Origin of the sequence: Methyloglobulus sp. (assembly GCF_046714055.1) — a bacterium.
In the GTDB taxonomy this organism is placed as follows: domain Bacteria; phylum Pseudomonadota; class Gammaproteobacteria; order Methylococcales; family Methylomonadaceae; genus Methyloglobulus.
Genome location: NZ_JBKKBJ010000062.1, coordinates 1 through 26,687, shown reverse-complemented (window position 1 = coordinate 26,687; position 26,687 = coordinate 1). Strand labels below are relative to the sequence as shown.

Here is a 26,687-nt window from a genome sequence, read left to right as displayed (position 1 = left end):
CCTGCAGCGCTTCGGGTAATCGTCTTGGTCGGGCGATAGGTGCCTCCCATCTTTAGGTTTTACTTTAAAGTGGAATTATAACCCCATACTATTGATAAGAAAACTTACTGTGATTGGTATTAGTTGCAAGTCACAACTCAGAAGTAGTAAATCATGCCAGCCATTAAAAATATTTCCGGCTCTTAATCGTTTCTTCTTTTACAGCTTCGATTGCGGCGAACCGAAACACGTCTATGTGCAGCGGGATAAACTGATTTGCACATTTTGGCTGGAACCGATCTACCTTGGTAAGAATGGCGGCTTTCGCCAAAGGAACTCAACGTCATTCGAAAACTCATCAAAGCTCAACTACCTGAAATACTGGAGGCATGGCATGAACACTGTAGTTAACGTAACGGAACCTCGATTATTGAATGCCCAGATCACCGAAGATGAAATTATTGCCCGTTCGTGGATGGACGGACAATCAGCGTTCCCTTGATTTGGTCGTGGCGTTTAACGGAAGCCACTGAAAAGCAACGGCAGAATTTTGAAATCCTCGGTGATGGTCAAGGAATCCATTGGCCTGATATAGACGAAGATATTAGCATGGAAGGTATGTTGTATGGTTTACCCGCTCGCCGACCACAAAACCCCTCTAAACAAGCAGCTTAACGGTAACATCATGGCGTGGCTGGGTTTCGTTCCTCAACCGAGCGTACGCATTTTTGAAGCCATCGGATCTCAAGCGTATAGTTTTACCCATAAACCATGATTCGCCGTCAATTTTTGCAGTACCTGGGCTTATTGGGGATTTCGCCCGGACTGACTTCCAGCTTATCGGCACCGGCCTGTACGTCGCTTCCGCCTTGGGCGTCTGGGCCATGCTGTTTCTTGCCGTCACGCTTATCGGTTGCAGCGTTTTGCTCGGCAAGAAAATGGGGGCTTTGTTTCGGGTTTAGAAGGAAATCATCATAAATTTGACGTGTCAATAACTCAAATGAAACCGAGTCCAGTGAACCTTTAAAGACAACCCCAGAAACCTAATGGCGGACAACAGTGCTAGGGTCATTCCTATCTTTGCGCCAAGCCGGATGATGAAAGTGCAGGTTGAAATCACAAGCCTGTGAGTTAACGGCATAGTAAAAGGTGGCAGTGCCTAGCTTTTTCCATCCGTCAGTTATTATCGTTTCTCGTTTAAGTTTGGTAAACGTCTTTGTATAGCCCTCGTTGGCGACGAAGATATCGAATGCTATTTGTTTTTCGCGTTGAATATATTCTTGCAACGTTTTCCGAAAATCGCCTTTGGGCAGTTTTTTTCTGTGGATTGGGGAAGCCACTAACTTGAGATATTGCGGTGTGTTCGTCTTTTCCGTAGACGGCTTGTCCAGTTCCGCAATCTCGTAAACCTGCCTGATGGTGTTGGATTCATCGACTGATTCGAAGGTACGTCCTGTTATAGCAAGAATCTTTACTCCACCGCCAAGAATCCCCCTTTTCAACACTGTTAGGTGTGGGGCATTCAGCATTTCGACATCGCTAATGTCAGCAATTGGCTGTCCACCAAGGTCAGTCTGGGTAATGAAATTGGCAGGCCGGTATTTCCTGGGGTCTTCTGCGTCAACTGTCGGAAATATCTTGCCAGTAAAACCGTATGAAATATATTCGTCACCCGTAAGCTTGCCCAAACTACTCTTTTCATCAATATCCACATTAGTACCGGCAGTAGACAACCTAGCCAACAGCAATCCTTTACTGCCGTTTGCAAAATAGCCGGTATATGCATTGTCGGCATTGCCTGGGGCGATACTCCAAACTCCGGAAAGGCAAATCCCATTGGGATGTACGATTTTAGAACGGTCGCTTTCTATGAGATCTCGGCTTACATCCACTGTCCGTGCAGAATGCTTGACGAATTCATCAGAATGAACCCTTTTTTTATCGACTTGATAGGACGGCAGCACATTATAGGGTTTTTCCCAAACTTTTGCTTTTAGTTCCTTAAACACAGAACCCTCATAGCCGTTTTCCCCGACAAGCGTTTCCGTGACAGGAACCAGGGTTGAGCTTTTACAGCCAACAATTGCAAGGGCAACTATACCAAGCAAGAAAGTGAAAGAGTTCATAACCAGTACAAGTTTTTTATTAATCATTTCGGACTCCCATTTTATCCTTTAAAAAACGTAAGGTTAGGCAGTTTTTTCAACAAGGGTTTGGCCTAATGGCAAAGGGACGTGACGAGCGAACTGATCTTGCCCACAACGAGTGTAGCCGTTTGCGATTGTAATACACTTCAATGTATTCGAACACCTGATATTTGGCATCGGAACGGGTTTTAAAGCGTTCGCCATGCACCGCTTCGACCTTGAAGCTGTGGCCTCAGCTTTCCATGGCCGCATTGTCATAACAGTCGCCTTTCTTGCCCGTGCTGCAAATCAGTTGATGTTTGAGCAGTAGCTTCTGGTAGGCTGCCGAACAATATTGGCCGCCCCGGTCAGAGTGGACAACCACGCCTTTTGGCATCTTTCGGTGCCACAACGCCATGATTTAGCTGGGATTATCGCATTGCTACACTGATGATCACGGAATGTTGAAACATGGGTTAGTCGTTTATGATGCCCTTTATGCCTGGTGTAAACACTGTGTAGAGGAAACTCACAATTGGCCACCAAAGAAATAAACTCCGCTTTTTCTTCCTAAAACGGTTTTATTGATACTGACCTATAAATCTTGAACTTTAACACTCATATCGATCAAACCGCTGAACCGTACATTAAATTGCTGTTTAGTTTCTCTTATGCTAGATTACAAAACAATTGTCCTTCAAATTAGAGAAGCATTGTGATAACAGCGTTGCATTCCAAAAGAAATCGTCCTTATCTGCACACGTTAGTGTTTGTGTTGCTGGTGAGCTGGATTTCTTTGGCCATTACAGCAACCTGCACTATGCCTATGCCCTCGGCATTGACAGCAATGCCCGAGCACATGCCCGGATGTTCGGATTCAGGCGTATCTAGGCATACTCCCAAGACTATGCAGGATTGCACCCTCAAGCCGTGTCTTGACTCGCAAACCCATTCGTTCCCCGATTTTAATCGTCTGGCTAAACCAGACCTGCCGGTAATCATTCTGAGCTTTATTTGGGCTGTAGTTTGCCTAATCCTATTTTTTCCACTCATAAGGCCTCATCGAAAAACCAATTCCCCTCCTGGGCGACGGATTCTGCTCATCTATCGGTTCTGCACCCTACTGAATTAGCCACTCCTCGAAATCGAACCGCGTCACACCATTAACTGGTTTGGCGCACTATGGTTCTGCGACCTGCGGAACCTGTTTGTTCCGATTTGAGAGGAATACTCCATGTTTATTGTTATTTGTCCGTCGCCGCTACGCCGCGCTTGTCCTACGTGGGGGGCAGTGATTTTTGGGTTGGCGCTATTTTCGTTCGCCCCAGTTTTTCAAATTTCTGCCAATGCAATCCGCGTAAGTTGGGCTGAGGCAGTTGCTGAAACGCCCCAGCCCACAAAAAAGGATGAATCCATCCTGACACTCAATCAAGCGATTGAACAAGCGTTGTTAGGCAACCCTGGCTTGGGGGAAATCAAGGCCCGTGCCGAGGCGATGGCTGCCGTACCTTCCCAAGAAGGCACTTTGCCCGATCCAGAGCTCAAATTCGGCGCCCTTTACCTGCCGACCAACAGTTTTAACCTGCGGCAGGACGACTTCACCATGATGGAAGTAGGCATAAGCCAGGAGATTCCGTTTCCAGGTAAGCTAGCATTGCGGGAAAAGATTGCCGAACAGGAAGCATTGGCCGCCGCTGATTCGGTTGATGAAGCGCGTTTGCGGTTGGTGCGGGAAGTTAAAATGGGCTGGTGGCGGCTATTTTATTATGACCGCGCTTTGAGTTTACTGGACGAAGCCGAACAGTTTTTCCTACAACTCATCGACATTGCCCAAGCCAAATATAAGGTAGGCAAAGGGTCGCAGCAAGATGTACTCTTGGCTCAACTCGAACTTTCCAAGCTTAAAGACGAAAAACTGAGCCTTATCGGTATGCGCCACGGTCAGGATGCTCGGTTCAACGCCTTGCTGGATCGCACACCGGAAATGCCTGTGCGGATTCCGGCGGAGGCCGATTTTAAGTTACCCGCCATTGTCGAATCTGCCTTGCAGGACAAGGCCTTGCAAATCCGTCCTTTATTCGCCCAACACCGCAAGATGCTTGGTGCGGCGAAGGCCAAGGTCGATCTGGCTCAAAAGGGTTTCTACCCTGACTTCACTGTTGGTGCGTTTTATGATATCCGGCAAGATACGTTGTCAGGACAGTCGCGTAGCGATTTCGCCAGCGTCCAACTGAGCATGAATCTGCCGATTTATGCGGGTCGCAAGCAAGCCAAGGCGGTTGACCAACGTCAGAGCGAACTCTTGCAGGAGCGCTATGCACAACTGGATGAGCATCACAAAATTCAGGCCGAGATAGCAGCGAAAGCCGCCGAGTATCAACAGACAAAAGAAAAACTGTTGCTGCTCGAACATGAAATCATCCCGCAGGCGCAGCAGGCCGTTAATTCCCTGCTGGCCGGCTACCAAGTGAGCCGGACAGACTTTACCGATCTGCTACGCACACAACTGAGCTTTTTCCAGTATCAGACGCAGTATTGGCAGGCCTTGAGCAGCACTCAGCAAATCCTAGCCGAATTATCCGCTGAAGTGGGCGAGGAGTTGAGCCATGACTAAACATTTTTTGGTATGTTTGATTTTGATGCTGGGCGTGAGCCTGGGATTCTGGGTGGGTCGTCTGGAAGTACTGGAAAACCAGGATGTTACCGCAACCGGAGAAAGAAAGCCGCTGTATTACCGCCACCCGATGAACCCCCAAATCACCTCGCCAACACCCGCCAAGGATGAGATGAGCATGGACTACGTTCCCGTTTACGCGGAGGAACAGGTTCAGTCGGTGCAGTCGAAATCCGGTAAAATTTTGTATTACCGTCACCCGATGGGTGCAGCCGACACTTCGCCCGTGCCAAAAAAGGATGAAATGGGGATGGACTACCTTCCTGTCTATGAAGGTGAACTGGCTACTCCTAAGCAGATTCAGATCAGCCCGGAAAAAATACAAAAGCTGGGCGTAAAAACTGAAACCGTGGCAAAACGTACCCTGACCCGCAGCATTCGTGCGCTAGGCAGCATCCAGGTTGACGAACGGCGCATCCATGCCGTGACACCCAAGTTTGAAGGCTGGATTCAGCGTTTGTATGTGAACACGACGGGACAAACCGTCAAGCGCGGACAACCCTTGTTGGAGATCTACAGCCCGGAGCTGATGACCGCCCAGCAGGAATATCTCATTGCCCAGCAAGGGCAACTGGCGATGCAACAGGGTAGTGCCCAGGCGAGAGATACTGCGGCTCGTCTAGCCGAAAACGCCTTGCAGCGCTTACATTATTGGGACATTGCCCAGGCACAATTACGGCGTTTACAAACCCAGGAGAAGCCTCTGGATACCCTGCCATTGCTGGCACCGGTCAATGGCGTGGTGCTGGAGAAACCGGCAGTGGAAGGTATGCGTTTCATGCCCGGCGAACTGTTGTTTCGTATCGCCGATTTGGGCACGGTATGGCTGCTGGCGGAGGTATTTGAGCAAGATATAGGCGAGATACGTTCAGGCCAGGTCGCTCAAGTGGCCATCAACGCTTACCCGGATCAGCTGTTCAGCGGTAAGGTTGGCTTCATTTATCCGACCCTGGCAACGGAAACCCGCACCGTCAAAGTGCGTATCGAGTTGTCAAACAGTGAAGGCTTGCTGAAACCCGGACTGTACGGCGGTGTAACGCTAACAGCATTAGGCAACAAAAAAACGCGTTTGGCGGTTCCCGATTCGGCGGTCATTGACAGTGGTATCCGGCAGATCGTGCTACTCCAACGTGGAGAGGGACGGTTCGAGCCGCGTGCCGTAAAACTGGGGTTACAGGCGGACGGATATAGGGAAGTATTGGACGGGCTGGAAGCGGGTGATAAAGTCGTGACCCGTGCCAATTTCCTGATCGATGCCGAAAGCAATCTCAAGTCGGTCTTGGATAGTTTTGACAGTCCTGATGCTGAGGCGAGTCAGGCCATGCCTGAAGCACAACAGGGAGGCCACTAGCCATGTTGAATCATGTTATTGCCTGGTCTTTGCGAAACGTGTTTTTGGTGCTGCTGGCGACCCTTGGCATTGTAGTAGGGGGGATTTATGCGTTGTCGAAGATGCCGCTGGATGCGCTGCCAGACCTGTCCGACGCACAGGTGATCGTTTACACCGAATATCCCGGACAAGCCCCGCAAGTCGTTGAGGATCAGGTCACTTATCCGCTGACGACCGCCATGCTGAGTGTGCCGCGCTCAAAAGTCGTGCGCGGCTTTTCCTTCTTTGGCGTTTCTTTCGTTTATGTGATTTTCGAGGACGGCACCGATATTTACTGGGCGCGTTCTCGGGTTTTGGAATATCTCACAACGCTCGCCGGACGCTTGCCGCGCGGCGCGGCGCCGCAACTGGGGCCGGATGCGACCGGCGTGGGCTGGGTTTACCAGTACGCCTTGCTAGCGAAAAGTCAGTCACTGGCGGAATTGCGTACCCTGCAAGACTGGTTTGTGCGCTATCAATTGACCAAAGCCCAAGGTGTGGCTGAGGTAGCCAGCATCGGCGGCTTCGTACAGCAGTATCAGGTCACCGTCGATCCGCGCAAGCTGCAAGCTTACGGCATTTCTTTACATACCCTCAGCGATACCATCCGCAACAGTAACCGCGATGTCGGTGGCCGGATTATTGAACTCGCCGAAACCGAGTACATGGTGCGCGGACGCGGTTATCTGCGTGGTCAGGCTGATTTGGAACGGTTAGTGCTGAAAGCTGAGAACGGTATTCCGGTATTATTACGGGATGTAGCGCGGGTGGAGCTGGTTCCCGATGAGCGCCGTGGCATCACCGAGTGGAACGGCGAAGGCGAGGCGGTTTCCGGCATTGCGCTGGCACGTTACGGCCAGAATGCACTGGAAGTGATCGACCATGTGAAAGACCGGTTGCGCGAAATCACCGCCGGCTTGCCAACCGGTGTCAGTATACAAACCGTTTATGACCGTTCCGAGCTGATTCATCGCGCCATAGATAATCTTACGTCTACCTTGCTGGAAGAAACTGCGGTAGTCGCCAGTGTCTGCGTACTATTCCTGCTGCACATACGGAGCGCTCTGGTGGCGATCTTAATGCTGCCCGTCGGCGTGCTGATCGCCTTCATCGCCATGCAGTCGCTGGGGATGAATTCCAATATCATGAGCCTCGGCGGTATCGCCATCGCTATCGGCGCAATGGTGGATGCCGCCATTGTCATGATCGAGAACGCCCATAAGCATCTGGAACGCGATTCCGACCGCCTGCCGCGTTTCGAAATATTGCTGAACGCTTGCAAGGAAGTCGGCCCACCGTTGTTTTTCAGCCTGTTGATCATCACTGTTTCTTTCCTGCCGGTATTTGCGCTGGAAGCGCAGGAAGGCCGATTATTCCATCCCCTGGCCTATACCAAGACTTTCGCGATGGCAGGCGCGGCGCTGCTGTCGGTGACGCTGGTTCCGGTATTGATGTGGCTGTTTGTGCGCGGGAAAATCCTGCCGGAGCAACGCAATCCCATCAACCGGGTCTTGATCCGGATTTATCGCCCGGTCATCGCCGGGGTCATGCGCCACAAAAAACTGACGCTCGTTTTCGCACTGCTGATGCTGGCTGCTTCCTGGTATCCGGCCTCGCGTCTGGGCGGTGAATTCATGCCGACGCTGAATGAAGGCACATTGTTATTCATGCCGCTAACCTTGCCGGGTTTACCCCCGACCAAAGCGGCAGAATTGCTGCAAACTCAAGACCGTATCATCAAAAGCTTTCCCGAGGTTGAGTCGGTGTTCGGTAAAGCCGGACGGGCGCTGACCGCCACCGACCCGGCACCGCTTGAGATGTCGGAAACCATTGTCAACCTGAAACCCGAATCCACCTGGCGGCCCGGCATGACCGTCGATAAGCTGATAGCTGAGATGGACCAAGCCCTGCAAATTCCTGGTGTCAGCAATTCCTGGACGATGCCGATCAAAAACCGCATCGATATGCTGGCAACCGGCATCCGCACGCCTATCGGCATTAAGTTGTTCGGCAAGGATTTGGCGGAAATGGAGCGTCTGGCGCAGACGGTCGAACAGGCTGTCAAGACGGTTCCCGGCACCACCAGCGCCTACGCCGAACGCATCACCGGGGGCTTTTATCTGAATATCACGCCAGACTACGAAGCCCTGGCGCGTTATGGGCTGTTAATCGGCGATGTGCAAGATGTCATTGCTACCGCCATTGGCGGCGAGACCGTGACCACGATGCTGGAAGGCCGCGAACGTTTCGCCGTCATTGTCCGTTACTCGCGTGAATTGCGCGACAACCCGCAAGCCATCGCCGCACATGTTCTTGTCCCGGTTCCCGGCGGGGCGATGGTCCCTCTCGGGCAATTGGCGCATCTGAGCCTAGACAAAGGCGCGTCATCGATCCGCACCGAGAACGCCTTGCTGTCCGCCTATATCTACGTCGACATGCGGGGACGCGACATCGACAGTTATGTGCGGGATGCCAAGCAGGCGGTGCAGCAGGTGGTCAAGTTCCCGGCGGGCTACTACATCACCTGGAGCGGCCAGTTCGAGTACATGGAACGGGCCAAACAGCGTTTGCAACTGGTTGTGCCGCTCACGCTGTGTATTATTTTCGTTTTGCTTTATCTCAACTTCGGACGTCTGACCGAGACATTCATCGTCATGCTGTCGGTGCCATTCGCTCTGGTCGGCGGTATCTGGCTATTGTGGTTTCTGGATTACAACGTCAGCGTGGCGGTTGGCGTCGGTTTCATTGCCCTGGCGGGAGTCGCTGCAGAAACCGGTGTGGTGATGCTGATTTATCTGGATCAAGCCTATCGGGAAAAGCAGCGGCAATGCCTGGAAGAAGGACGGGGAATAACTGAAGCAGACCTTTACGCCGCACTGATGACCGGCGCGGCAGAACGCTTGCGACCGAAAATAATGACCGTCACCGCGATCATGGCGGGGCTATTGCCTATCCTGTGGAGTACCGGCACCGGCTCGGAAGTCATGCGCCGTATCGCCGCGCCGATGGTCGGTGGCATGGTGTCGTCAACGCTGTTGACCTTGATCGTCATCCCGGCGCTTTATGCCCTGTGTAAACAATATTCCATCAACAAACAATTCCGATAAAGGAGGTAAAACTGAATGTTACGTTAACAATCTGAAAAACGATGTCATTTTAACTATTTTTGAATTACTCTGGAGAAAACCCATGAAACACACATACCTGATTATCCTGCTTTTTGCGTTTGGTCTGCTGACCGCATGTGCCGAATTTGACCCGCATTCTAGGGATATGAGTCAAGCCGTGCACAACCCAAAATCCAAAGCCGATCATGAGGCGCTGGCGCAACACTATGAGGACGTGGCGAAAGAAATGCAAGCTAAGGTTGAGGAACACAAGAAAATCCTGAGCCAATACGAGCGCGAGCCGTGGTTGTTTGGTAAGCAGGCAACTGGGTACGGAGTCCATTGCCAAAGGCTGATTGATGTTTATGAAAAAGCCGTCGAGGAAAACTTGGAAATGGCGAAGATGCATCGTCAGATGTAAACACGTCATCCAAACTCAGGGGATGGAAATGCTTTCATCCCCTCGCAATGATGCAAGAACTCTTTATATTCTTAATGTTAATAAAAAGAGGAACATCACTATGAAGGAATGGCACAAGCTATCGATTACCGAAGCCGCAAGCCTTCTTGCGACCGATGTGGAGCAAGGGCTTGGCGATAAGGAAGTGACTGCCCGGCTCGCCCGGTATGGGCAAAATAAACTGCGCAAGGGCAAGCGTGTCTCGGCGCTTGCCATTTTTGTAAGTCAGTTCAAAAGCCTGGTTATTTGGGTGCTGATTGGCGCAGCCGCTGTTTCCGCCGCACTGGGTGAAACTGTAGACGGCATCGCCATCATTGCCATCGTCATCCTGAACGCGGTGATCGGTTTTATTCAGGAGTATCGTGCCGAGAAGGCGGCGGCAGCATTGGCTCGTTTGACAGCGCCCCATTGCCGCGTGGTGCGCGACGGCCATAGCGCAGTGGTTGCCGCGACTGAAATCGTCCCTGGCGATATCCTGATGCTGGAAGGCGGGGATCTGGTCGCTGCGGACGCTCGGCTGATCCAGGTATCGGTTCTTCGTATCAACGAAGCGCCGCTCACCGGTGAATCGCAAGCCGTAGGCAAATTCACCGACGGCTTGCCTTCGGAAGCGCCTCTGGCGGAGCGGAAAAATATGGTCTTCCTCGGCACCAGCGTGACCGGAGGTACCGGCCGCGCATTGGTGGTTAATACCGGGATGGAGACGGAACTCGGCCACATCGCCAAACTTCTGGACGCCGCCGAAAGCGGAGAAACCCCGCTGCAACGCCACCTTGACCGGGTAGCGCGCATGTTGTTATGGGCCTGTTTCGGCATAGTCGCGCTGATTTTCAGTCTCGGATTACTGCGCGGAACCGGGCCGTTTGAGCTATTCTTGAGTTCGGTGAGTCTTGCGGTAGCCGCTATTCCCGAGGGGCTACCGGCGGTAGTGACGGTCGCGCTCGCTTTGGGTGTGCAGCGCATGGTGCGGCGTCATGCCTTAGTGCGGCGCATGGCCTCGGTTGAAACGCTAGGCCGTGTTCAGGTTATCTGTACGGACAAGACCGGCACGCTGACGATGGGTGAAATGACAGCCCGCAAGTTGATTACCGCAGAGAACTTGTATCGCGTCACCGGCGAAGGTTACGCTACGGAAGGCGCATTCTTTTCCGGCAATATGGAAAGCCTGACGTCAAAAAGCCCAGAACTCCTGGCCTTGCTGCGTACGTCGGCCGCCTGCAACGATGCCGAACTCACTCTAGTAGATGACCGGCCTGTAGTAGTGGGCGATCCCACTGAAGGGGCATTATTGGTGGCCGCCGCCAAAGGCGGTATTACCCGTGCGGTCATCGAGGCTGAAATGCCGCGCCTGGCTGCTGTGCCTTTCGATTCCGACCGCAAACGCATGACCCTCATCCGTCGTCAGGAGAATCATCCCTGGGCATTCGTCAAAGGCGCACCCGAAGTTATTCTCAGCCGTTGCACCCTGATCCGTACCGACCGGGGTGTGAGGGAGCTGACTGAGAGCGACCGTATCCGGCTATTTCATGCTAACACATTACTTGCGAACGATGCCTTGCGCGTGCTTGCCGTCGCTGAGCGCCCACTGGACGGTTTCAGTTTCGAAGAAGGCATGGTTGTAAGCGATACCACGATCGAGCAGGAGCTTACCCTTTTGGGGCTCGTAGGCTTACAGGACCCACCTCGAAGTGAGGCGAAGGAGGCTGTGGCCAAATGTAAACGGGCAGGCATAAAAACCGTGATGATCACTGGCGATCATCCCGATACTGCGCGGGCAATAGGCCATGAATTGGGCATTCTGGGCAAGGGCGACCAAGTTCTCGTTGGTGCTGAGCTTGACCACCTGGATGACGAAGCGACGAAGGAACGTGTGGTACAGGTTTCAGTTTATGCGCGGGTTACTGCCGAGCACAAGCTCCGAATAGTCCGTGCATGGAAGGCGCAGGGCGTAGTAGTGGCGATGACTGGGGATGGGGTTAACGATGCCCCTGCAATCAAGGAGGCCTCCATCGGAATCGCCATGGGCATCACCGGCACTGAGGTGACCAAGGAGGCTGCAGATATCATCATCACCGATGACAATTTTGCCTCCATTGTCGCTGCCGTAGAAGAAGGACGGGGCATTTATGACAATATCGCCAAAACGTTGGCCTATCTGCTGAGCGGCAATACCGGAGAATTGATCGTGATGCTGAGCGCGGTCCTTCTGGGCTGGCCCATGCCGCTTCTGCCGCTGCATCTTCTGTGGATCAACCTGGTGACAGACGGCTTGCCTGCGCTCGCCCTGGCGACTGACCCGATTGACCCCGGCGTATTGAATCGCCCGCCGCGACGTTCCCAGGAGGCGCTATTCAACCGGGATTTCCTCAAACTAACCCTGTTCACCGGCTTGCTGACCGCCGGCGTCACTCTCGGCGTGTTTGCTTATGAACTCTACATCAACAACAGCCTTGAGCAAGCCCGCGATGCCGCCTTTACCGCCCTGGTGATCGCCGAGCTGCTGCGCGCCTTCGGCGCACGGAGCGAGCAGCGCACCCTCTGGCAGATAGGCCTGTTTTCCAACATGCGCCTGTTTATGGTTGTGGCAGTGAGCTTCGCCTTGCAATTGACGATACACCATGTTCCAATGCTACAAACGCTGTTTCAGATCGAACCGGTGTCGCTAAATCAGTGCGCGGCCTGGATCGGGGTTGGATTTATACCGCTGATTGTCCTGGAACTGAGAAAAGTTATCCGCCGCCTCCGGGCAAAGAAGGATTGAAATAAATAATGTTTCAAGCAAACACACAATCCTACGCTATGGAAACGGCGACCCTTTATCTTTTCACCTGAATTGCGCCTTAACAATTCAAAATCAAATTGTGGAAAACGTAACTCGTCACCAGTGGATTTCAGAAGCGGCTTATTACAAAGCAGAAGCCAGAAATTTTGCACCCGGCAGGGAGCTGGATGATTGGCTGGCAGCCGAAAATGAATATGTAAAGATGCATATTGCACTTTATCTGTCTATGGCTGAAGAAGATGGTGCTATGACCATCCTGGGTCTACAACAACTGGCAAAATCGGTGGGTGTTGAAAACCCTGAGTGTATCAATCTGAAAATCGAACTGATTCAGTCCATCCAGAATGCCACTCATCATCGCCCCTGCTTTCGCACGGCTCCGGGCAAGACTTGTCAAGAAGAAGACTGTAAATGGAGATCTGAATGCAAAAAATTGATTGCAGAGTGGAGCCGCTAACCGGAAGATATTACTATGTTTCAGCCAGGCAATGTGGGCAGGCTCTTTTGCCCACAGTTTACAACTATAGGGCAAGACAATGACAAAATATGCTCACGAAAATATTTATTCCTGCCCCATGCACCCTGAATTTCGCCAGGAACAACCGGGAAGTTGTCCGAAATGCGGAATGGCATTAGAGAAAGTGGTGGATTCTGCTCCCGAAATTCGTACTGAGTATGTATGCCCGATGCATCCAGAAATTATTCGTAATGTGCCGAGTTCCTGCCCCAAGTGTGGAATGGCTCTGGAATCCCGAGACGTTTCAGGGGTGACAGAGGAAAACCACGAACTCATCGATATGAGCCGTAGGTTTTGGGTCAGTACCGCGCTGTCGATGCCGGTGTTCGTTCTGGCGATGGCTCACGACCTGATGCCGGAATTAATTGCTGGTTTGCTGACCATCCACAAGTTGCAATGGCTTGAATTTGCTTTAGCCACTCCGGTCGTTTTGTGGGGTGGCTGGCCGTTTTTTCAACGCGGTTGGGCTTCTGTTATTCATCGCAGTCTGAATATGTTCACCTTGATCGCATTAGGTGTTGGTGTTGCCTGGATTTATAGTGTGGTAGGAACCTTTTTTCCGCAGATTTTTCCGCTGCTCATGCGTGATGAAAATGATGCGGTGGCGGTTTACTTTGAAGCGGCCGCAGTTATTACTGCATTGGTATTATTAGGACAAGTACTGGAATTGCGGGCAAGAAGCCAGACCAGCAGTGCGATTAAAATGCTCTTGGGACTGGCTCCGAAAACGGCCCGTATTCACCATGCCGACGGCAGCGAAACCGATATCCCACTGGAACAAGTGAAGCCCGGCGATATTTTGCGTGTGCGACCCGGTGAGAAAGTGCCGGTTGATGGTGTAGTGCTTGAAGGCACTAGTTCAGTCGATGAATCTATGGTGACGGGTGAATCGATTCCGGTCGAAAAAGTTGTCGATATGCCGCTTATAGGCGCAACAATTAACGGCACGGGTAGTTTATTGATGCGTGCCGAACGTGTTGGCAGTGATACCTTGCTTTCCCAAATAGTACACATGGTCAGTGAAGCGCAACGCAGCCGGGCGCCTATTCAAAAACTGGTCGATGTGGTTGCCGGTTACTTTGTCCCTGCTGTGGTGCTGACGGCAATCATTACGCTTGCGGTATGGTGGCAATGGGGACCTGAACCCAGATTGGCTCATGCCATAGTGAATGCGGTAGCCGTATTGATAATCGCTTGTCCCTGCGCATTAGGATTGGCGACCCCCATGTCAATCATGGTCGGAACCGGACGTGGTGCGACCGCTGGTATCCTGATTAAAAATGCCGAAGCACTGGAAATCATGGAAAAAATAGATACGTTAGTGATCGACAAAACCGGTACGCTGACAGAGGGTAAACCCCGTCTCACGTCAGTAATAGCCAGCAAAGATTTTTCCGAAGAAGAAATATTGTATCTCGGCGCAAGCCTGGAACGAGCCAGCGAACACCCGCTTGCCGCCGCCATTATTAAAGGTGCTGAAGAAAAAGGCATCAAGCTGGCCACCGGAGAACAATTTGAATCTGTAACCGGTAAAGGTGTTTGTGGCAGAATTTTAGACCGTCAGGTTGCGCTGGGTAATGCCAAATTAATGGAAGCGCAGAATATCGATACAACTTCTTTAAATAAAAAGGCTGACGAGCTTCGCCTCGAAGGGCAGACCGTCATGTTTGTTGCCGTAGACGGGAAGCTCGGCGGATTTATTAGTGTCGCCGATCGTATCAAATCATCAACACCGGAAGCGTTGAAAGCCCTGCACGAAGCGGGGATAAAAGTCGTCATGTTAACCGGTGATAATAAAACTACAGCCAATGCAGTGGCAAAAAAACTCGGCATAGACCGGGTTGAAGCGGAAGTACTGCCCGAACAGAAAACCAAAATCGTTAAACAATTGCAGGCCGAAGGCCGTATCGTGGCAATGGCAGGAGATGGCATTAACGATGCTCCGGCTTTGGCGGGGGCGCACATAGGTATTGCCATGGGTACAGGCACCGATATAGCCATGGAAAGCGCAGGCGTCACGCTGGTAAAAGGTGATTTATTGGGGCTATCTAAAGCCCGTCATTTAAGCCGGGCTACCATGCGCAACATCCGTCAGAACCTGTTTTTTGCATTTGTTTATAATATCCTGGGTGTACCTATTGCCGCCGGTGTGCTGTATCCTTTTTTTGGCATTTTGCTGTCGCCGATGATCGCAGCGGCTGCCATGAGTTTAAGTTCGGTTTCGGTCATTACCAATGCGTTACGGCTGAGGCGTGTAGCATTGTAACCGTGGGTTAACTTGACAGGATGTTGAAAAGTCCGTCCCTGGCGCTTTTTCAACTCGCAAATCCCGTTTCGGTATGCAGGATGGTGTAAAAATCTTTTTTCAATGGTTTGCTAAATGAACAGGCCGGCCTTTGACGCTAAGCCATTGCCCGTACCGTCTTCGGATGAGTCCGGATGTTTAATAACTGCTTCGATTATGATATGAGAGTCACAGAAAAGCCCATTTCCAGTTATCCTTGGTACCTTCGTCCATTCTTTTGGAATCAAAAAAGAAAATACGGACAAATTCTTAAGCCTGCATTGATTTGGGCCAGAGTCCCCAGGTTGTTTGCAGCGATAGCCCTACTCTATGGGGTGCTGGATAGAAAAAGTAGCCCTATCGATCCAGTCCTGCGATCCTTGATTACGGTGAGGGTATCGCAAATAAACGGCTGCCGTTTTTGTATTGATATTAACTCCGCCGTGTTGGCAAAAAGAACGGGCTCCATGAACAAGGTGGAAGCCCTTGAACGATGGCAAGAAAGCGAGTTGTTTGATAACAAGGAAAGGGTTGTCCTGGAATATGTCGAGGCTATGACGTATACCGACCGGCAGGTTGATTACGGTTTGACTCGGCGCCTGTATGAATACTTTAACGAAGATGAAATAGTCGAACTAACCGGACTCATTGCCTTTCAGAATTTATCTAGCAAATTTAACAGTGCCCTGGATTTGCCTGCACAAGGGTTTTGCCGTCTGCCGGAAAGTGCAGATCGCAATAATGAATAATCTAAAGTACTATCGCCGTGAGTTCAAAGCAATGGGAACCCCGTGCGATATACAACTGTTTGCCCGTGACGAAGCGAAGGCCAGACATGCTGCGGATGCCGCCATTGCCGATGTGCAAAGACTGGAAACGTTGTATTCACGTTACAAGGCCGACAGTTTTTTGTCTGAAATCAACCGTGTGGCGGCTATTGGCGGCAGTATCGGCGTTGATGACGAAACTGCCTGCTTGCTGGATTATGCGGTGTCTTGCTATGAGCAGAGCGATGGCATGTTTGACATCACATCCGGCATTTTGCGCCGTGCCTGGAAATTCGACCAAGGCAAGTTGCCGGAGCAGTCGTTGATTGATGGACTGCTAGACAAGGTTGGCTGGCATAAAGTGATTTGGAAACGGTCTGTGTTGAAATTTTCAGTGTCGGGCATGGAAATTGATTTCGGCGGCGTGGTCAAGGAATATGCCGTGGATCGAGCAGCGTCCTTGTGTTACGGACTAGGGATAAGGCATGGCATGGCATGGTTAATCTTGGCGGAGACATTAAAGTGATCGGCCCCCCGTGATGATGGCCGTCCCTGGCGGATAGGCATACGGCATCCGCGTAGCAAGGATGCGTTGCTGGATACCTTGTTGCTGTATAAAGGCGCTCTGGCTAGCAGCGGAGATTATGAGCGTTGCATACTGGTCAATGGTGTTCGCTACGGTCATGTATTAAATCCCAAAACAGGATGGCTGGTGCGCCATCTTGCGGCGGTGAGCGTGGTTGGTGAATTTTGTGTCGTGGCTGGCAGCGCATCAACGATAGCCATGCTTAAGGAATCCCAGGGGACTGACTGGTTGCAAGATCTGGGGCTGCCTCACCTTTGGGTTGATGTGCATGGCGTATCAGGAGGGTCGATTGCTACAAAGTCTAACGATGCGATAGTGTGGTGGGAGTGAGTCTGGCCTACCAGGAAATACTCAGTTGTTCAGACGTTTTGTTAGTTGCGTTAGTGAGATTTAGTTGATGAAAAGAAAGCAGATAGTAATTAATTTTTTTGTGTTCATCATGAAATTTGCCTTGCTATGGGCCAGCTTGTTGTGGCCTGCTTTGATTCCCGCCGCTGACCACAACGTTGAGCCGGTTTTGCCATTGGCGCAATTGATCCAGGAAGCGTTGGACCAAAACCCTGAAATCAAGGCGGCCGAACAACGCTGGGTATCGGCTCAGGCCAGAATCTCCCAGGTCCAAACCCTCCCCGATCCTAAACTTCTATTGAGTCACAGGGATTTGGAAAAACGGGAAACGATGGTTGGCGTCAGCCAGGCAATTCCGTTTCCTGGTAAACTCGGCCTCAAAGGAGATATTGCTTCCAGTGAAGCCGAAATGCTGGAACAAAACTATCTGGCGACCCGGCTAGCAATAGTGGCTGCCCTCAAAGAGGCCTATTACAATCTCCATTTAATTGTCAAATCGATAGCGATCGTAGAGAAAAACAAGCGCCTGCTGGTTCAGTTCGAGAAAACCGCCGAGGCGTACTATGCGGTAGGAAAGGGAGCGCAACAGGATGTCTACCGGGCACAAACGGAAATTTCGCGGCTGATTGCGCGGCTGGCCAGTTTAGAACAACGCAAACAATCGCTGTCAGCAGACATTAATCGGATATTGAATCGCGATCCTTTTAGTCCATTGGGAGTTCCGGAAGAGATAGCAATGATGCCGTTGCAACACAGCCAGGAACAGATGGAAGTACTGGTCGGCAACTCGGCGCCACTGCTTGCCACTCGGATAAAGGGCGTGGAACGCGGCGATAAAACCATAGATCTGGCAAAACGGGAATATTTACCCAATTTTGAACTCAGCGCCAGCGGTATCCGTGAAGAACCGACGGGACTCAACGGTTATCAGGTCATGCTCAATGTGGAAGTTCCACTTTACTTTGCCACCAAACAACGGCAAGGGGTGAAAGAGGCGGTTGCCGGACGGGAGGCCAGCAAGGACGATTTACAGAATGTCAGGCAGGAACTGCTGTTTCGCGTCAAAGACAATATCGCGCAGGCACAACGCGCCGAAGAACTTATCCGCATCCTTCAAGGTGCCATCATTCCTCAGGCACATTTCACGCTTGCCGCAGCCCAGGCGAGTTATGGCGTCGGCAAAGTGGATTTCCTCAGTTTGCTGACCAGCTTGCTGACCCTCCTAGACAATGAAATCGAACTGCACAGTGAAATGGTCGAACATGAAAAAGCCCTCGCCCGGCTAGAGGGCATCATTGGAGAACGGCCATGATTCAACAACAAAGCATGCTTATCAAGCAACTATTCAATAAGTGGGGTGCAATAACCATTTATTTCTTGCTGCTGATGGCTGCACCGCCAGCATATACAGGAGAACCCCCGAATCATGCCGGAGCGGATCACTTAGCCGCACCCAAAAAGCCTGATTCCAAAAATATCATGAACATCGATGTCGAACGCCTGCAATCGATTGGCGTCACCTTCGAGGAAGCCAAATACCGGCTTATGGAACAAAACATCCGTACAGTGGGCCGTGTGGAAATCGATGAGCGTTTAATCGCCCAGGTGAATATAAAAATAGAAGGCTGGATTGAGCAGCTCACTGTGAACACCACGGGTGAACATGTCAAAAAAGGGCAGATACTGTTTACCCTGTATAGCCCAGAACTGGTGGCGACCCAGCAGGAATATCTGCTTGCCCTGCAAAGCGCAAAAGCGTTGGGAAACAGCGAATTCCCCGAAGTTGCGAGGGGCGCAAATTCGTTGCTTGATGTCGCGCGTCGGCGTTTACGCCTGTGGGATATTGAAAACTACCACCTCCGTGATCTGGAACGCACCGGTGAAGTGCTGAAAACCCTGCCGATCCATGCGCCACTCACCGGCACGGTCATTACTAAAACTGCTTTAGCCGGCATGCACGTTAATCCCGGCGATCAACTTTATACCATTGCCGATCTGACCAAGGTGTGGGTGCTGGCCGATATCTACGAATATGAACTGCCGCTGATAAAACTGGGCCAAACTGCGCTTCTCAGTCTGTCCTACGCACCCAAAAATCAGTATCAAAGCCGGATCGTTTTCATTTATCCGACGGTTGACCCGCAAACCCGCACCGCCAAGGTTCGCTTCGAACTGGATAACCCGTCAGAAATTTTCAAACCGGGAATGTTTGCTAATTTGGAGCTTGCCGTGCCGCTGGGAAAACGGTTGGTGGTGTCCAAAAATGCGGTGCTGGAAACCGGGGAGCGGCAGATCATCTTTATTCATCTGGGTGGCGGCAAACTTGAATGGCGCAACGTAAAAATAGGCCAACGCAGCGGTGACTGGATCGAAATTCTGGAGGGACTGTACGAGGGCGAACATATCGTCACCTCGGCGAACTTCCTGCTCGATTCCGAGAGCCAGCTCAAGAATGCAGTAGGTAGCATGAAAGGGATGAAGCATTAAGATCGTCCCGTTTCAACAGACATTCCAAATAGTGTATGAGGATCGGTCATGGTCGAAAAAATCATAGAATTCAGCGCTAAAAACCGCTTCATCGTCTTTCTGCTGGTCTTCGGTCTGGCCGCTGGCGGCTTATGGGCCATGAAGAACACCCCCATCGATGCCTTGCCGGATTTATCCGACACCCAGGTCATCATCTATACAACCTGGATGGGGCGCTCTCCGGATCTGGTGGAAGACCAGATCACCTATCCTATCATCACCGCCCTGCTGTCCGCGCCCAATGTGACGGTCGTGCGGGGATTTTCGGACTTCGGTTATTCCTACGTGTATGTGCTGTTTAAGGACGGCACCGACATCTATTGGGCGCGTTCCCGTGTTCTGGAATATATGAACCAACTCTCGGGGCGTCTGCCGGAAGGCGTGACGCCTCAGCTAGGGCCGGATGCCACGGCGGTAGGTTGGGTGTTTCAATACGCGCTAGTGGATACAACGGGACAGCAGGACTTGGCATCGCTGCGCTCGTTCCAGGACTGGTATCTGCGCTACTGGCTCCGGGCTGTGGACGGCGTTGCCGAAGTCGCCAGCGTGGGCGGTTTCGTGCGCCAGTACCAGATCAATCTCGATCCCACCAAGGTGCTGGCCTACCGGCTCAATCTGAACGAGATCATCGACAAAGTGCGGATGAGCAACCTCGATGTGGGTGGGCGAGTCGTCGAGTTCTCCGGGGTGGAATACATGATCCGGGGGCGCGGTTACATCAAATCTACCGCCGATATCGAGAAAATCGCCGTGGGCGCCAATGCCAACGGTACGCCGATACTGCTGCGCGAGATTGCCACGGTCACCCTCGGCCCCGACATGCGGCGCGGCATCGTGGAACTGGATGGCCAAGGAGAGGCGGTGGGCGGTGTGGTCATCATGCGCTATGGGGAGGATGCGCCCGCCGTTATCGAGCGGGTCAAGGCTAAGCTCAAGGAAATCGAGCCTTCCCTGCCCAAGGGTGTCAAAATCGTCACCGTCTACGACCGCAGCGACCTGATCCGGGAGTCTATCGCTACGGCCAGCGAAAACCTGGCGGAAGAGCTGATAGTCACCGGTGTGCTGGTCGTCGCTTTTCTCCTGCATATCCGCTCGGCGTTCATTCCCATCGTCACCTTGCCCATCGCCATCCTCATCGCCTTTATCCCGATGTATTTCTTCGGCGTGGGCATGAACATCATGAGCATCGGCGGCATCATCCTGGCGATAGGGGACATGGTGGACGCGCCCATCGTCATGGTGGACAACGCCCACAAGCGCCTGGAGGAATGGGAACGGGATGGTCGGCCGGGCGACCGGTTGCAGGTGCTTATCGACTCGGCCAAGGAAGTGGGACCGACGATCTTCGCCTCGGTGCTAGTCATCGCCGTTTCCTTCATCCCGATTTTTGTCCTGGAAGCGCAGGAAGGCCGGTTGTTCAAACCGCTGGCCTGGACTACCAACCTGGGGATAGCCGTTACTGCGGCACTGACCATCACACTAGTACCAGCCTGTCTACCTGGGTTGATGCGCGGACGGATTTTTCCTGAACAGCGCCATCCCGTCACCCGGCTGTTGCGGCGGCTGTACGCACCAGTTTTGACCCTGGCCTTACGCCATCGGGTCGGCTTGGTGGCGCTGTCTGTATTGATGCTGGCCAGCATCGCCGTGCCGTTACAGCGCATGGGTTCGGAATTCATGCCGCCGCTATACGAAGGCACGATCCTCTACATGCCGACCACCTTGCCGGGTATTTCCGTGACCGAGGCCGGCAAGCTATTACAGCAAATGGATCAAAAACTAAAGTCTTTCCCAGAGGTGGAACGTGTGTTCGGCAAGGCCGGGCGCGCGGAAACCTCAACCGATCCGGCACCGTTTTCCATGATGGAAGTGGTGGTGGAATTAAAACCCAAGGAACAGTGGCGGGAAGGTGTCACTTACGAAGACCTGATTACACAAATGGACGCTGCGCTGCAATTCCCCGGCGTCACCAATGCCTGGACCATGCCCATCAAGGCGCGCATCGACATGCTCACCACCGGCGTCCGCACGCCGGTGGGCATCAAAATTTTCGGGCCTGATTTGAAAAAGATCGAGGAGATCGGAAAAGCCATCGAGATGGTCGCCAAGGACGTGCCCGGCACCCGCAGCGCCTATGCGGAACGGGTTTCGGGTGGCTATTTTCTGGACTTCTCCATCAAGCGCGAGGAAATCGCCCGCTACGGCTTCACCGTCATGGACATCGGCAAGATCATAGAATCGGCCATCGGCGGGGAAAGCATCACCACGACCATCGAAGGGCGTGAGCGCTACCCAGTCAACCTGCGCTATCTGCGCGAACTGCGCGACGACCTGGACAAACTGAGACGTGTGACGGTCAGCGCACCCAACGGTGCCCAGGTGCCGCTGGCGCAACTGGCCGACCTGAAAATGGTGTCCGGCCCGGCCATGATCCGTGACGAGGACGGCATGTTGTCCGGCTACGTTTACGTAGACCTGGCCGGGCGCGATGTGGGCGGATACGTGGAGGACTTGAAGCGGGTCGTGCAAGGGAAGGTCGAACTACCCGCCGGCTATACCATCGTCTGGTCGGGCCAGTACGAATTCATGCAGCGGGTCAAGGAGCGGCTGAAGCTAGCGGTGCCGCTGACTGTCGCCATCATCTTCGTGCTGTATTACTTCGTCTTCCCCTCTATTGGCGAAACCCTCATCGTCATGGTGGGCCTGCCCATGTCGCTGGTGGGTGCCGTGTGGCTGGTGTTCTTGCTGGACTACAACATCAGCATCGCGGTGTGGGTCGGCAGTCTCACGGTGATCGGTACGGCGGCCGAAACCAGTGCCGTGATGCTGGCCTATCTGGACGAAGCCTGCCGCCGCCGTCAGGTGGTGGGTGGGTTGCGCACCCTCGACGATCTGATCGAAACCGTCCATAACGGCGCACTGGAGCGCATTCGCCCCATGGCGATAATCGGCCTGGTGGATGTCATCGGCCTGCTGCCCGTAATGTGGGCGAGCGGTGCCGGTGCGGACGTGATGAAACGCCTGGCCGCGCCCCAGATCGGCGGTGTCTTTTCGGCCATGATGCTGACCTTGTTCGTGATCCCGGCGGTTTACGTGATCTGGCGCTGGCACAGGGACATCAAGTTTCTCGAAGGAAAGTCGGCGGTATGAGCGGTTTTGATGAGCATCGGCTGGAATCAGTACTACAACGCATCATCGGCCACTACTTTTTGACTACGGTCATCGGAACACGAAGTAGCCCCTATTCGTTTAACGTCGTAGAGGATTTCAAAATGAACTCAAAACCAAATTAACCGTATGGAAATAGTTGAAGAGATCCAGGAAGTGAGAACGTATACAAGTCCTTCGAGTAACCGTATCCCGACACGTCAACTTATTGTGGTACGCTCTGGCGATACCTATTCATCCCAGTTTTACAGTTCCAGGAAACTCACAGACGTGGAGATACTGAACAATCAACATTATCGGGGCTGCCTTAATAAGGTGCGTTAATTACTGTCAATACACCATTATTGTGCAAACAGACTTAAATACAAGTTTAAAATACTTAACTTATTAATTTTAAATATGGCATCATTTGTGCTTAAATGTAAAGAAGGTTTATAGACTGCATTTGATGAGCCTAGTTTCGTTCATCAATCCTAGGGCTTTAAAAAACGAGCTAAAAAAACCATGTTATCTTAACTATTTAATTAATCTGGAGAAAACCCATGAAAACACAATTACTGATTACCCTGCTTTTGGCTCTTGGTTTACTGACCGCTTGCGCCAAGATGAACCCGCATCCGATGGATATGAGCGTGGCCGTGCGAAACGCAGGATCCAAGGCCGATCATGAAGCGCTGGCGCAACACTATGAGGTAGTGGCGAACGAAATGCAGCTTAAGGTTGATGAGCACAAGAAACTTCTTAGCCAATACGAGTCAAAAAGCTATCTCTACGGTAGACAGGCACAAAGTTTTAAAGACCATTGCCAATGGCTGATTAACGCCTATGAAAAAGCCGTCGAGGAAAACTTGGAAATGGCGAAGATGCATCGCCAGATGTAAACTCGTCATCCAAACGCAGGGGATGGAAATGCTTTCATCCCCTCGCAATGATGCAAGGACTCTTTTATAACCGGCTCTACAGGTCGATTGTGAGGCAGCAGGTATGAGCGGCACAGGAGAAATATCATGTTGCTTTGGGACTAAACAGTGAATGTCGTTTCAGTTAATACCCATTTTTCTGATGCTATCACCATTATTGGTAGCGTCACTAGCAAATCTGCCTTTTGTAAATCAAAGCAACTAAATCGTGCTTACTATGCCCAGTGCTATTTGTCGCAAGGCGGTTAAGCTGGGGATGAAAAAGTAATCACCACCACGGGTGTTAACAAACGAAGGTAAGCCAGTGCAAATATGGGGTGGACGATCTGTCCTGCTATCGCCTTGGATAACCATTTTTCCTTTGCCTTCGTTGCTGCCTACCAAGGGATCTTTGTCATCCCCTTGAAAAAAATCATTGCCATAATGTACCCACTGCTGCTGGACAAATTCAAACTGCCGTTCAAAATTCGAATTTATGGCAAAAAACATAATGCCATGTTCGTCGGCATCATTGACCGGTTGATCTTCCGGTGTGTATGGCCCATAGGGAAAACCACGGCGCATAATGCGCCTACGGTCAGCCAATTTACTAAACAACATGGCATCACGCGGATTCATGCGACGAATGTGTGCACCCATCGGACACCGATGACCATCCATATCTTCTTTATAATTGAAGCTATTATTGAGGCTGTCATCTCCGGCCAGAGCCGAATCTTCTTTGTCTGGAGATAATGTCAACGGTGTGCCATCCCGCCAGCGGCCAACAAATTTAGCGGCAAGTAATTCCTTGCCACCAGGAAATTTTTTGCTTTGTTCATCCAGGTATTTACGGAAACTCGCTACGTTTTGATGTAACTTTCTAACCGCCATAAACGTGCCATTGCGGGCAAGTGTGTGGGGCATGGGGGCTACCGGGCATTCCGGTGACTCATCTGGATAACCCAACAAAAACTCACCGGTCGCCAACGGCGACCAACTGCCATCGGGCATCAATTTGCCACGACCATCGACATGAGGGAATGGCATACCCTTAAACTCGACATCACTGATACCATCGCGATAACCGAAATGTTCGGTGTTCAAGTATTTTTTGGTCTTGGGATCTTTCAATAGGCCCGCATCCTCAAAACCTAAAACACTCATACCGCTACCATCTCCCATCAGTTTGTTAAGTTCGTTATAGTAGCTGTCCCGTTTGTTTTCAGTAGCGGCAAAAATTGCCAGCCAGAGATGTATCGCTTTGTTATTGTCGGTGTTACTGTCTTGCCATACCTTATCCCAGTTTTTAGGATCGCTATCCCCTTCATCACCCAATAATATCTTGCGGTTAGCCATGCCTTCTGCAAACGCGGTTGGAAATGTTATTAAGGAACTGGCGGGCAGACCCAATGCCATCAGACCTTTAAAGGTAAGGGCAATATTAAGGGCTTGATCCAGTTCCTTGGTGTCATTTAGCCAGACACTGGCCTGGGTGACGTGTTGGGTCAGTTTTTCAAGCGTATTGCGGGCTTCAGCAACATGCTTGTCCTCGACATGTACATAGACATAGCGGGCGCAAGGCAAGGGATAGGTACGTATGACAAATCCTTGAATATCATCAAGGTCGAGTGTCTCAACAGGTGCTTGAGTTGTCATTTTCTATCCTCACTGTTAAATAATGCTGCCAGGTGGGGGAGTTGGCATATCCCCAAGTGATTTATAAAACTCAAAGAAATCAGCTTTGAGCTGAACGGAATCAGGAATATCTTGCGCCTTGATGACGAAGTTAATGAATTGCTTCTGCTCAAACAAGGCCTTACGTACCTCTTTGGCACTACTGTTCGGATAGTCGGCAAAGAAAAAGCCGCCACTTATTTGATATTTCTTAACAAAACCTTGAAACGCCGATAACGTCAATGTTACAGGAAAACCGACACAATGCCCCCATATCGCGCTAATTTCCGTAGGTATGGCCTCAAACATGTGCATCAAATAGGTATCTAGATCGCGTCTGACTGAATTCCATTTGGTATTACCGGTATCGAACACACAGGGAAACAACAGGTACTGGTACTGCAAATGGTCGTACAGTGCGGGCGCACCCACAAATGGCAGATCATCAATAATATTAAAACGCGCATTGTGCGTTAAAGGAATATTGGCTAGGGGACTGTCTACATCAACGGATGGTATTTTCGCTAAATAACTACGTAGATCATCAGCATTATCATTTTTAAACGGTGCAAGCACAGTCAAGCCGTAAGCCTGACCATTTTTATTGAGGATGCGGTTTATTGGCTTGGTAATCTTTAGATAACCACGAACAGTTAATTGACATGTTGGGCTCCTTTAGATCCACAAGAGGAGGCTACTTGATGGCGTTCAGTAAAGCGTGGGCCTGCCCCAGTACTCATCAGGCTATTTTGTACGCTAATGAGGAATTTGTTGTAGGCCAGTTTAAAAGCTGCGGGTTCCAAGTCTTTGTTGGCCTCGGCAAATTTAGCGAGCGCTTCCTATTAAGAATAAAGCGGCCCTTACGTCAGTCGTTGCGGCGCCAGGATAGACGTTGTAGTAGTAATCGGTATCATATTGAATCAAGCGGGTATAATTCTTAAAAGGTGTAACGGGGACTGAACCCGGAAATTTAACGCTCCAGCGCCATATTAAATTAAGGCCTCTGGGCAAAACATCCGAAAAGGCATCTATATATTGATCCCATGTGCCATTGAAATTACTGAAAAACAAAAGATAGTTGTATTTGACCTGCCCTGGCGGTTCACCCAGCCAATCATGTCGGCACACCACTTGCCAACGTGCATAGTGAATAAAAGTCAATTTTTTAAATCACTGTCATTGCTTGCTTGTAAACGTCCGCGTATCAAAATAATCTGGTTTAACCATGTCGTCCAAGGTTTAAGTGGGCTTAAGACAGATAGCGCATAAGCCTTACCCGCTAAGTTAGGCATACGCTGCGAGACAGGAGTCGAGTAGTCCCCAGAAGCGATAGGGCTGGGCGTTTTCACGAAGCGTTTTTTTGCGTAGTGAAAATGCAAAGCATTCCGACATCGCGTCGAGTCATTGCGTAACCAATG

Annotated in this window: 20 protein-coding genes and 3 pseudogenes; 15 read left to right on the top strand and 8 right to left on the bottom strand. The window is 51.3% G+C overall.

The annotated features are described in order from the left end of the window. Positions 1 to 109 precede the first annotated feature (109 nt). Positions 110 to 304 (top strand): annotated as a pseudogene (locus ACLQ6D_RS03765) (DUF4160 domain-containing protein); the annotation flags it as partial. Positions 305 to 450: 146 nt separating this feature from the next. Next, complete coding sequence (locus tag ACLQ6D_RS03760) at positions 451 to 654, top strand: DUF2442 domain-containing protein (RefSeq protein WP_411725948.1); 204 nt, start codon at positions 451 to 453, stop codon at positions 652 to 654. Between the two features lie 107 nt (positions 655 to 761). Here the strand turns inward: ACLQ6D_RS03760 and ACLQ6D_RS03755 are convergent, their stop codons facing one another. The 4 genes and pseudogenes from ACLQ6D_RS03755 to ACLQ6D_RS03740 all read right to left on the bottom strand — a co-directional run bounded on the left by ACLQ6D_RS03755 (position 762) and on the right by ACLQ6D_RS03740 (position 3,158). After that, on the bottom strand, positions 762 to 971 hold the full coding sequence (locus ACLQ6D_RS03755; protein WP_411725947.1) for a hypothetical protein: 210 nt from the start codon (positions 969 to 971) through the stop codon (positions 762 to 764). Between the two features lie 51 nt (positions 972 to 1,022). After that, entirely contained in the window at positions 1,023 to 2,132 is a 1,110-nt protein-coding gene (locus ACLQ6D_RS03750; RefSeq protein WP_411725946.1) for a hypothetical protein, read from the bottom strand. Positions 2,133 to 2,181: 49 nt separating this feature from the next. Further along, a pseudogene (locus ACLQ6D_RS03745) lies at positions 2,182 to 2,523 on the bottom strand (IS3 family transposase); the annotation flags it as partial. A 332-nt stretch (positions 2,524 to 2,855) separates the two neighbouring features. Beyond that, positions 2,856 to 3,158: a hypothetical protein gene (locus ACLQ6D_RS03740; RefSeq protein WP_411725945.1), complete on the bottom strand. Its 303-nt coding sequence runs from the start codon at positions 3,156 to 3,158 to the stop codon at positions 2,856 to 2,858. 181 nt (positions 3,159 to 3,339) lie between these two features. On the opposite strand from ACLQ6D_RS03740, the gene ACLQ6D_RS03735 reads away from it, so the two are divergent. From ACLQ6D_RS03735 to ACLQ6D_RS03675, 13 genes and pseudogenes are all read left to right on the top strand, one after another. Then, positions 3,340 to 4,719, top strand: coding sequence for a TolC family protein (locus tag ACLQ6D_RS03735; protein ID WP_411725944.1), 1,380 nt, complete (start codon positions 3,340 to 3,342; stop codon positions 4,717 to 4,719). After that, on the top strand, positions 4,712 to 6,130 hold the full coding sequence (locus tag ACLQ6D_RS03730) for an efflux RND transporter periplasmic adaptor subunit (RefSeq protein WP_411725942.1): 1,419 nt from the start codon (positions 4,712 to 4,714) through the stop codon (positions 6,128 to 6,130). The genes ACLQ6D_RS03735 and ACLQ6D_RS03730 overlap by 8 nt, the downstream gene beginning before the upstream one ends. A gap of 2 nt (positions 6,131 to 6,132) precedes the next feature. After that, positions 6,133 to 9,255 (top strand): efflux RND transporter permease subunit, encoded by a 3,123-nt coding sequence (locus tag ACLQ6D_RS03725; protein ID WP_411725941.1) that lies wholly within the window; start codon positions 6,133 to 6,135, stop codon positions 9,253 to 9,255. 82 nt (positions 9,256 to 9,337) lie between these two features. Continuing rightward, complete coding sequence (locus ACLQ6D_RS03720; RefSeq protein WP_411725940.1) at positions 9,338 to 9,676, top strand: hypothetical protein; 339 nt, start codon at positions 9,338 to 9,340, stop codon at positions 9,674 to 9,676. Positions 9,677 to 9,704: 28 nt separating this feature from the next. Further along, positions 9,705 to 12,476, top strand: a complete 2,772-nt coding sequence (locus ACLQ6D_RS03715; RefSeq protein WP_411725938.1) for a cation-translocating P-type ATPase — start codon at positions 9,705 to 9,707, stop codon at positions 12,474 to 12,476. Between the two features lie 100 nt (positions 12,477 to 12,576). Next, positions 12,577 to 12,954 (top strand): DUF2934 domain-containing protein, encoded by a 378-nt coding sequence (locus tag ACLQ6D_RS03710; protein ID WP_411725937.1) that lies wholly within the window; start codon positions 12,577 to 12,579, stop codon positions 12,952 to 12,954. A gap of 79 nt (positions 12,955 to 13,033) precedes the next feature. Then, positions 13,034 to 15,280 carry a copper-transporting P-type ATPase gene (locus ACLQ6D_RS03705; RefSeq protein ID WP_411725935.1) on the top strand — a complete coding sequence of 749 codons (2,247 nt, stop codon included), beginning with the start codon at positions 13,034 to 13,036 and terminating at the stop codon, positions 15,278 to 15,280. Positions 15,281 to 15,453: 173 nt separating this feature from the next. Then, entirely contained in the window at positions 15,454 to 16,047 is a 594-nt protein-coding gene (locus ACLQ6D_RS03700; protein WP_411725934.1) for a carboxymuconolactone decarboxylase family protein, read from the top strand. Further along, positions 16,040 to 16,981, top strand: a pseudogene (locus ACLQ6D_RS03695) (FAD:protein FMN transferase). Before ACLQ6D_RS03700 ends, ACLQ6D_RS03695 begins: the two are co-directional and overlap by 8 nt. Positions 16,982 to 17,090: 109 nt before the next feature. Then, positions 17,091 to 18,311 carry a TolC family protein gene (locus ACLQ6D_RS03690; protein ID WP_411725933.1) on the top strand — a complete coding sequence of 407 codons (1,221 nt, stop codon included), beginning with the start codon at positions 17,091 to 17,093 and terminating at the stop codon, positions 18,309 to 18,311. After that, complete coding sequence (locus ACLQ6D_RS03685; protein WP_411725931.1) at positions 18,308 to 19,486, top strand: efflux RND transporter periplasmic adaptor subunit; 1,179 nt, start codon at positions 18,308 to 18,310, stop codon at positions 19,484 to 19,486. The genes ACLQ6D_RS03690 and ACLQ6D_RS03685 overlap by 4 nt, the downstream gene beginning before the upstream one ends. A gap of 48 nt (positions 19,487 to 19,534) precedes the next feature. After that, a complete protein-coding gene (locus ACLQ6D_RS03680; RefSeq protein ID WP_411725929.1) occupies positions 19,535 to 22,675 on the top strand; it encodes an efflux RND transporter permease subunit in 3,141 nt (1,046 codons plus the stop codon). A gap of 560 nt (positions 22,676 to 23,235) precedes the next feature. Continuing rightward, positions 23,236 to 23,574 (top strand): hypothetical protein, encoded by a 339-nt coding sequence (locus ACLQ6D_RS03675; protein ID WP_411725927.1) that lies wholly within the window; start codon positions 23,236 to 23,238, stop codon positions 23,572 to 23,574. A gap of 240 nt (positions 23,575 to 23,814) precedes the next feature. On the opposite strand, the gene ACLQ6D_RS03670 is transcribed toward ACLQ6D_RS03675, so the two are convergent. The 4 genes from ACLQ6D_RS03670 to ACLQ6D_RS03655 all read right to left on the bottom strand — a co-directional run. Then, positions 23,815 to 25,251, bottom strand: a complete 1,437-nt coding sequence (locus ACLQ6D_RS03670; RefSeq protein WP_411725925.1) for a Dyp-type peroxidase — start codon at positions 25,249 to 25,251, stop codon at positions 23,815 to 23,817. A gap of 15 nt (positions 25,252 to 25,266) precedes the next feature. Continuing rightward, positions 25,267 to 25,851 (bottom strand): hypothetical protein, encoded by a 585-nt coding sequence (locus ACLQ6D_RS03665; protein ID WP_411725923.1) that lies wholly within the window; start codon positions 25,849 to 25,851, stop codon positions 25,267 to 25,269. 243 nt (positions 25,852 to 26,094) lie between these two features. Continuing rightward, positions 26,095 to 26,430, bottom strand: coding sequence for a hypothetical protein (locus tag ACLQ6D_RS03660; protein WP_411725922.1), 336 nt, complete (start codon positions 26,428 to 26,430; stop codon positions 26,095 to 26,097). After that, a partial coding sequence (locus tag ACLQ6D_RS03655) for a hypothetical protein (RefSeq protein ID WP_411725921.1) occupies positions 26,427 to 26,687 on the bottom strand: 261 nt, incomplete at its 5' end. The genes ACLQ6D_RS03660 and ACLQ6D_RS03655, both read right to left, overlap by 4 nt.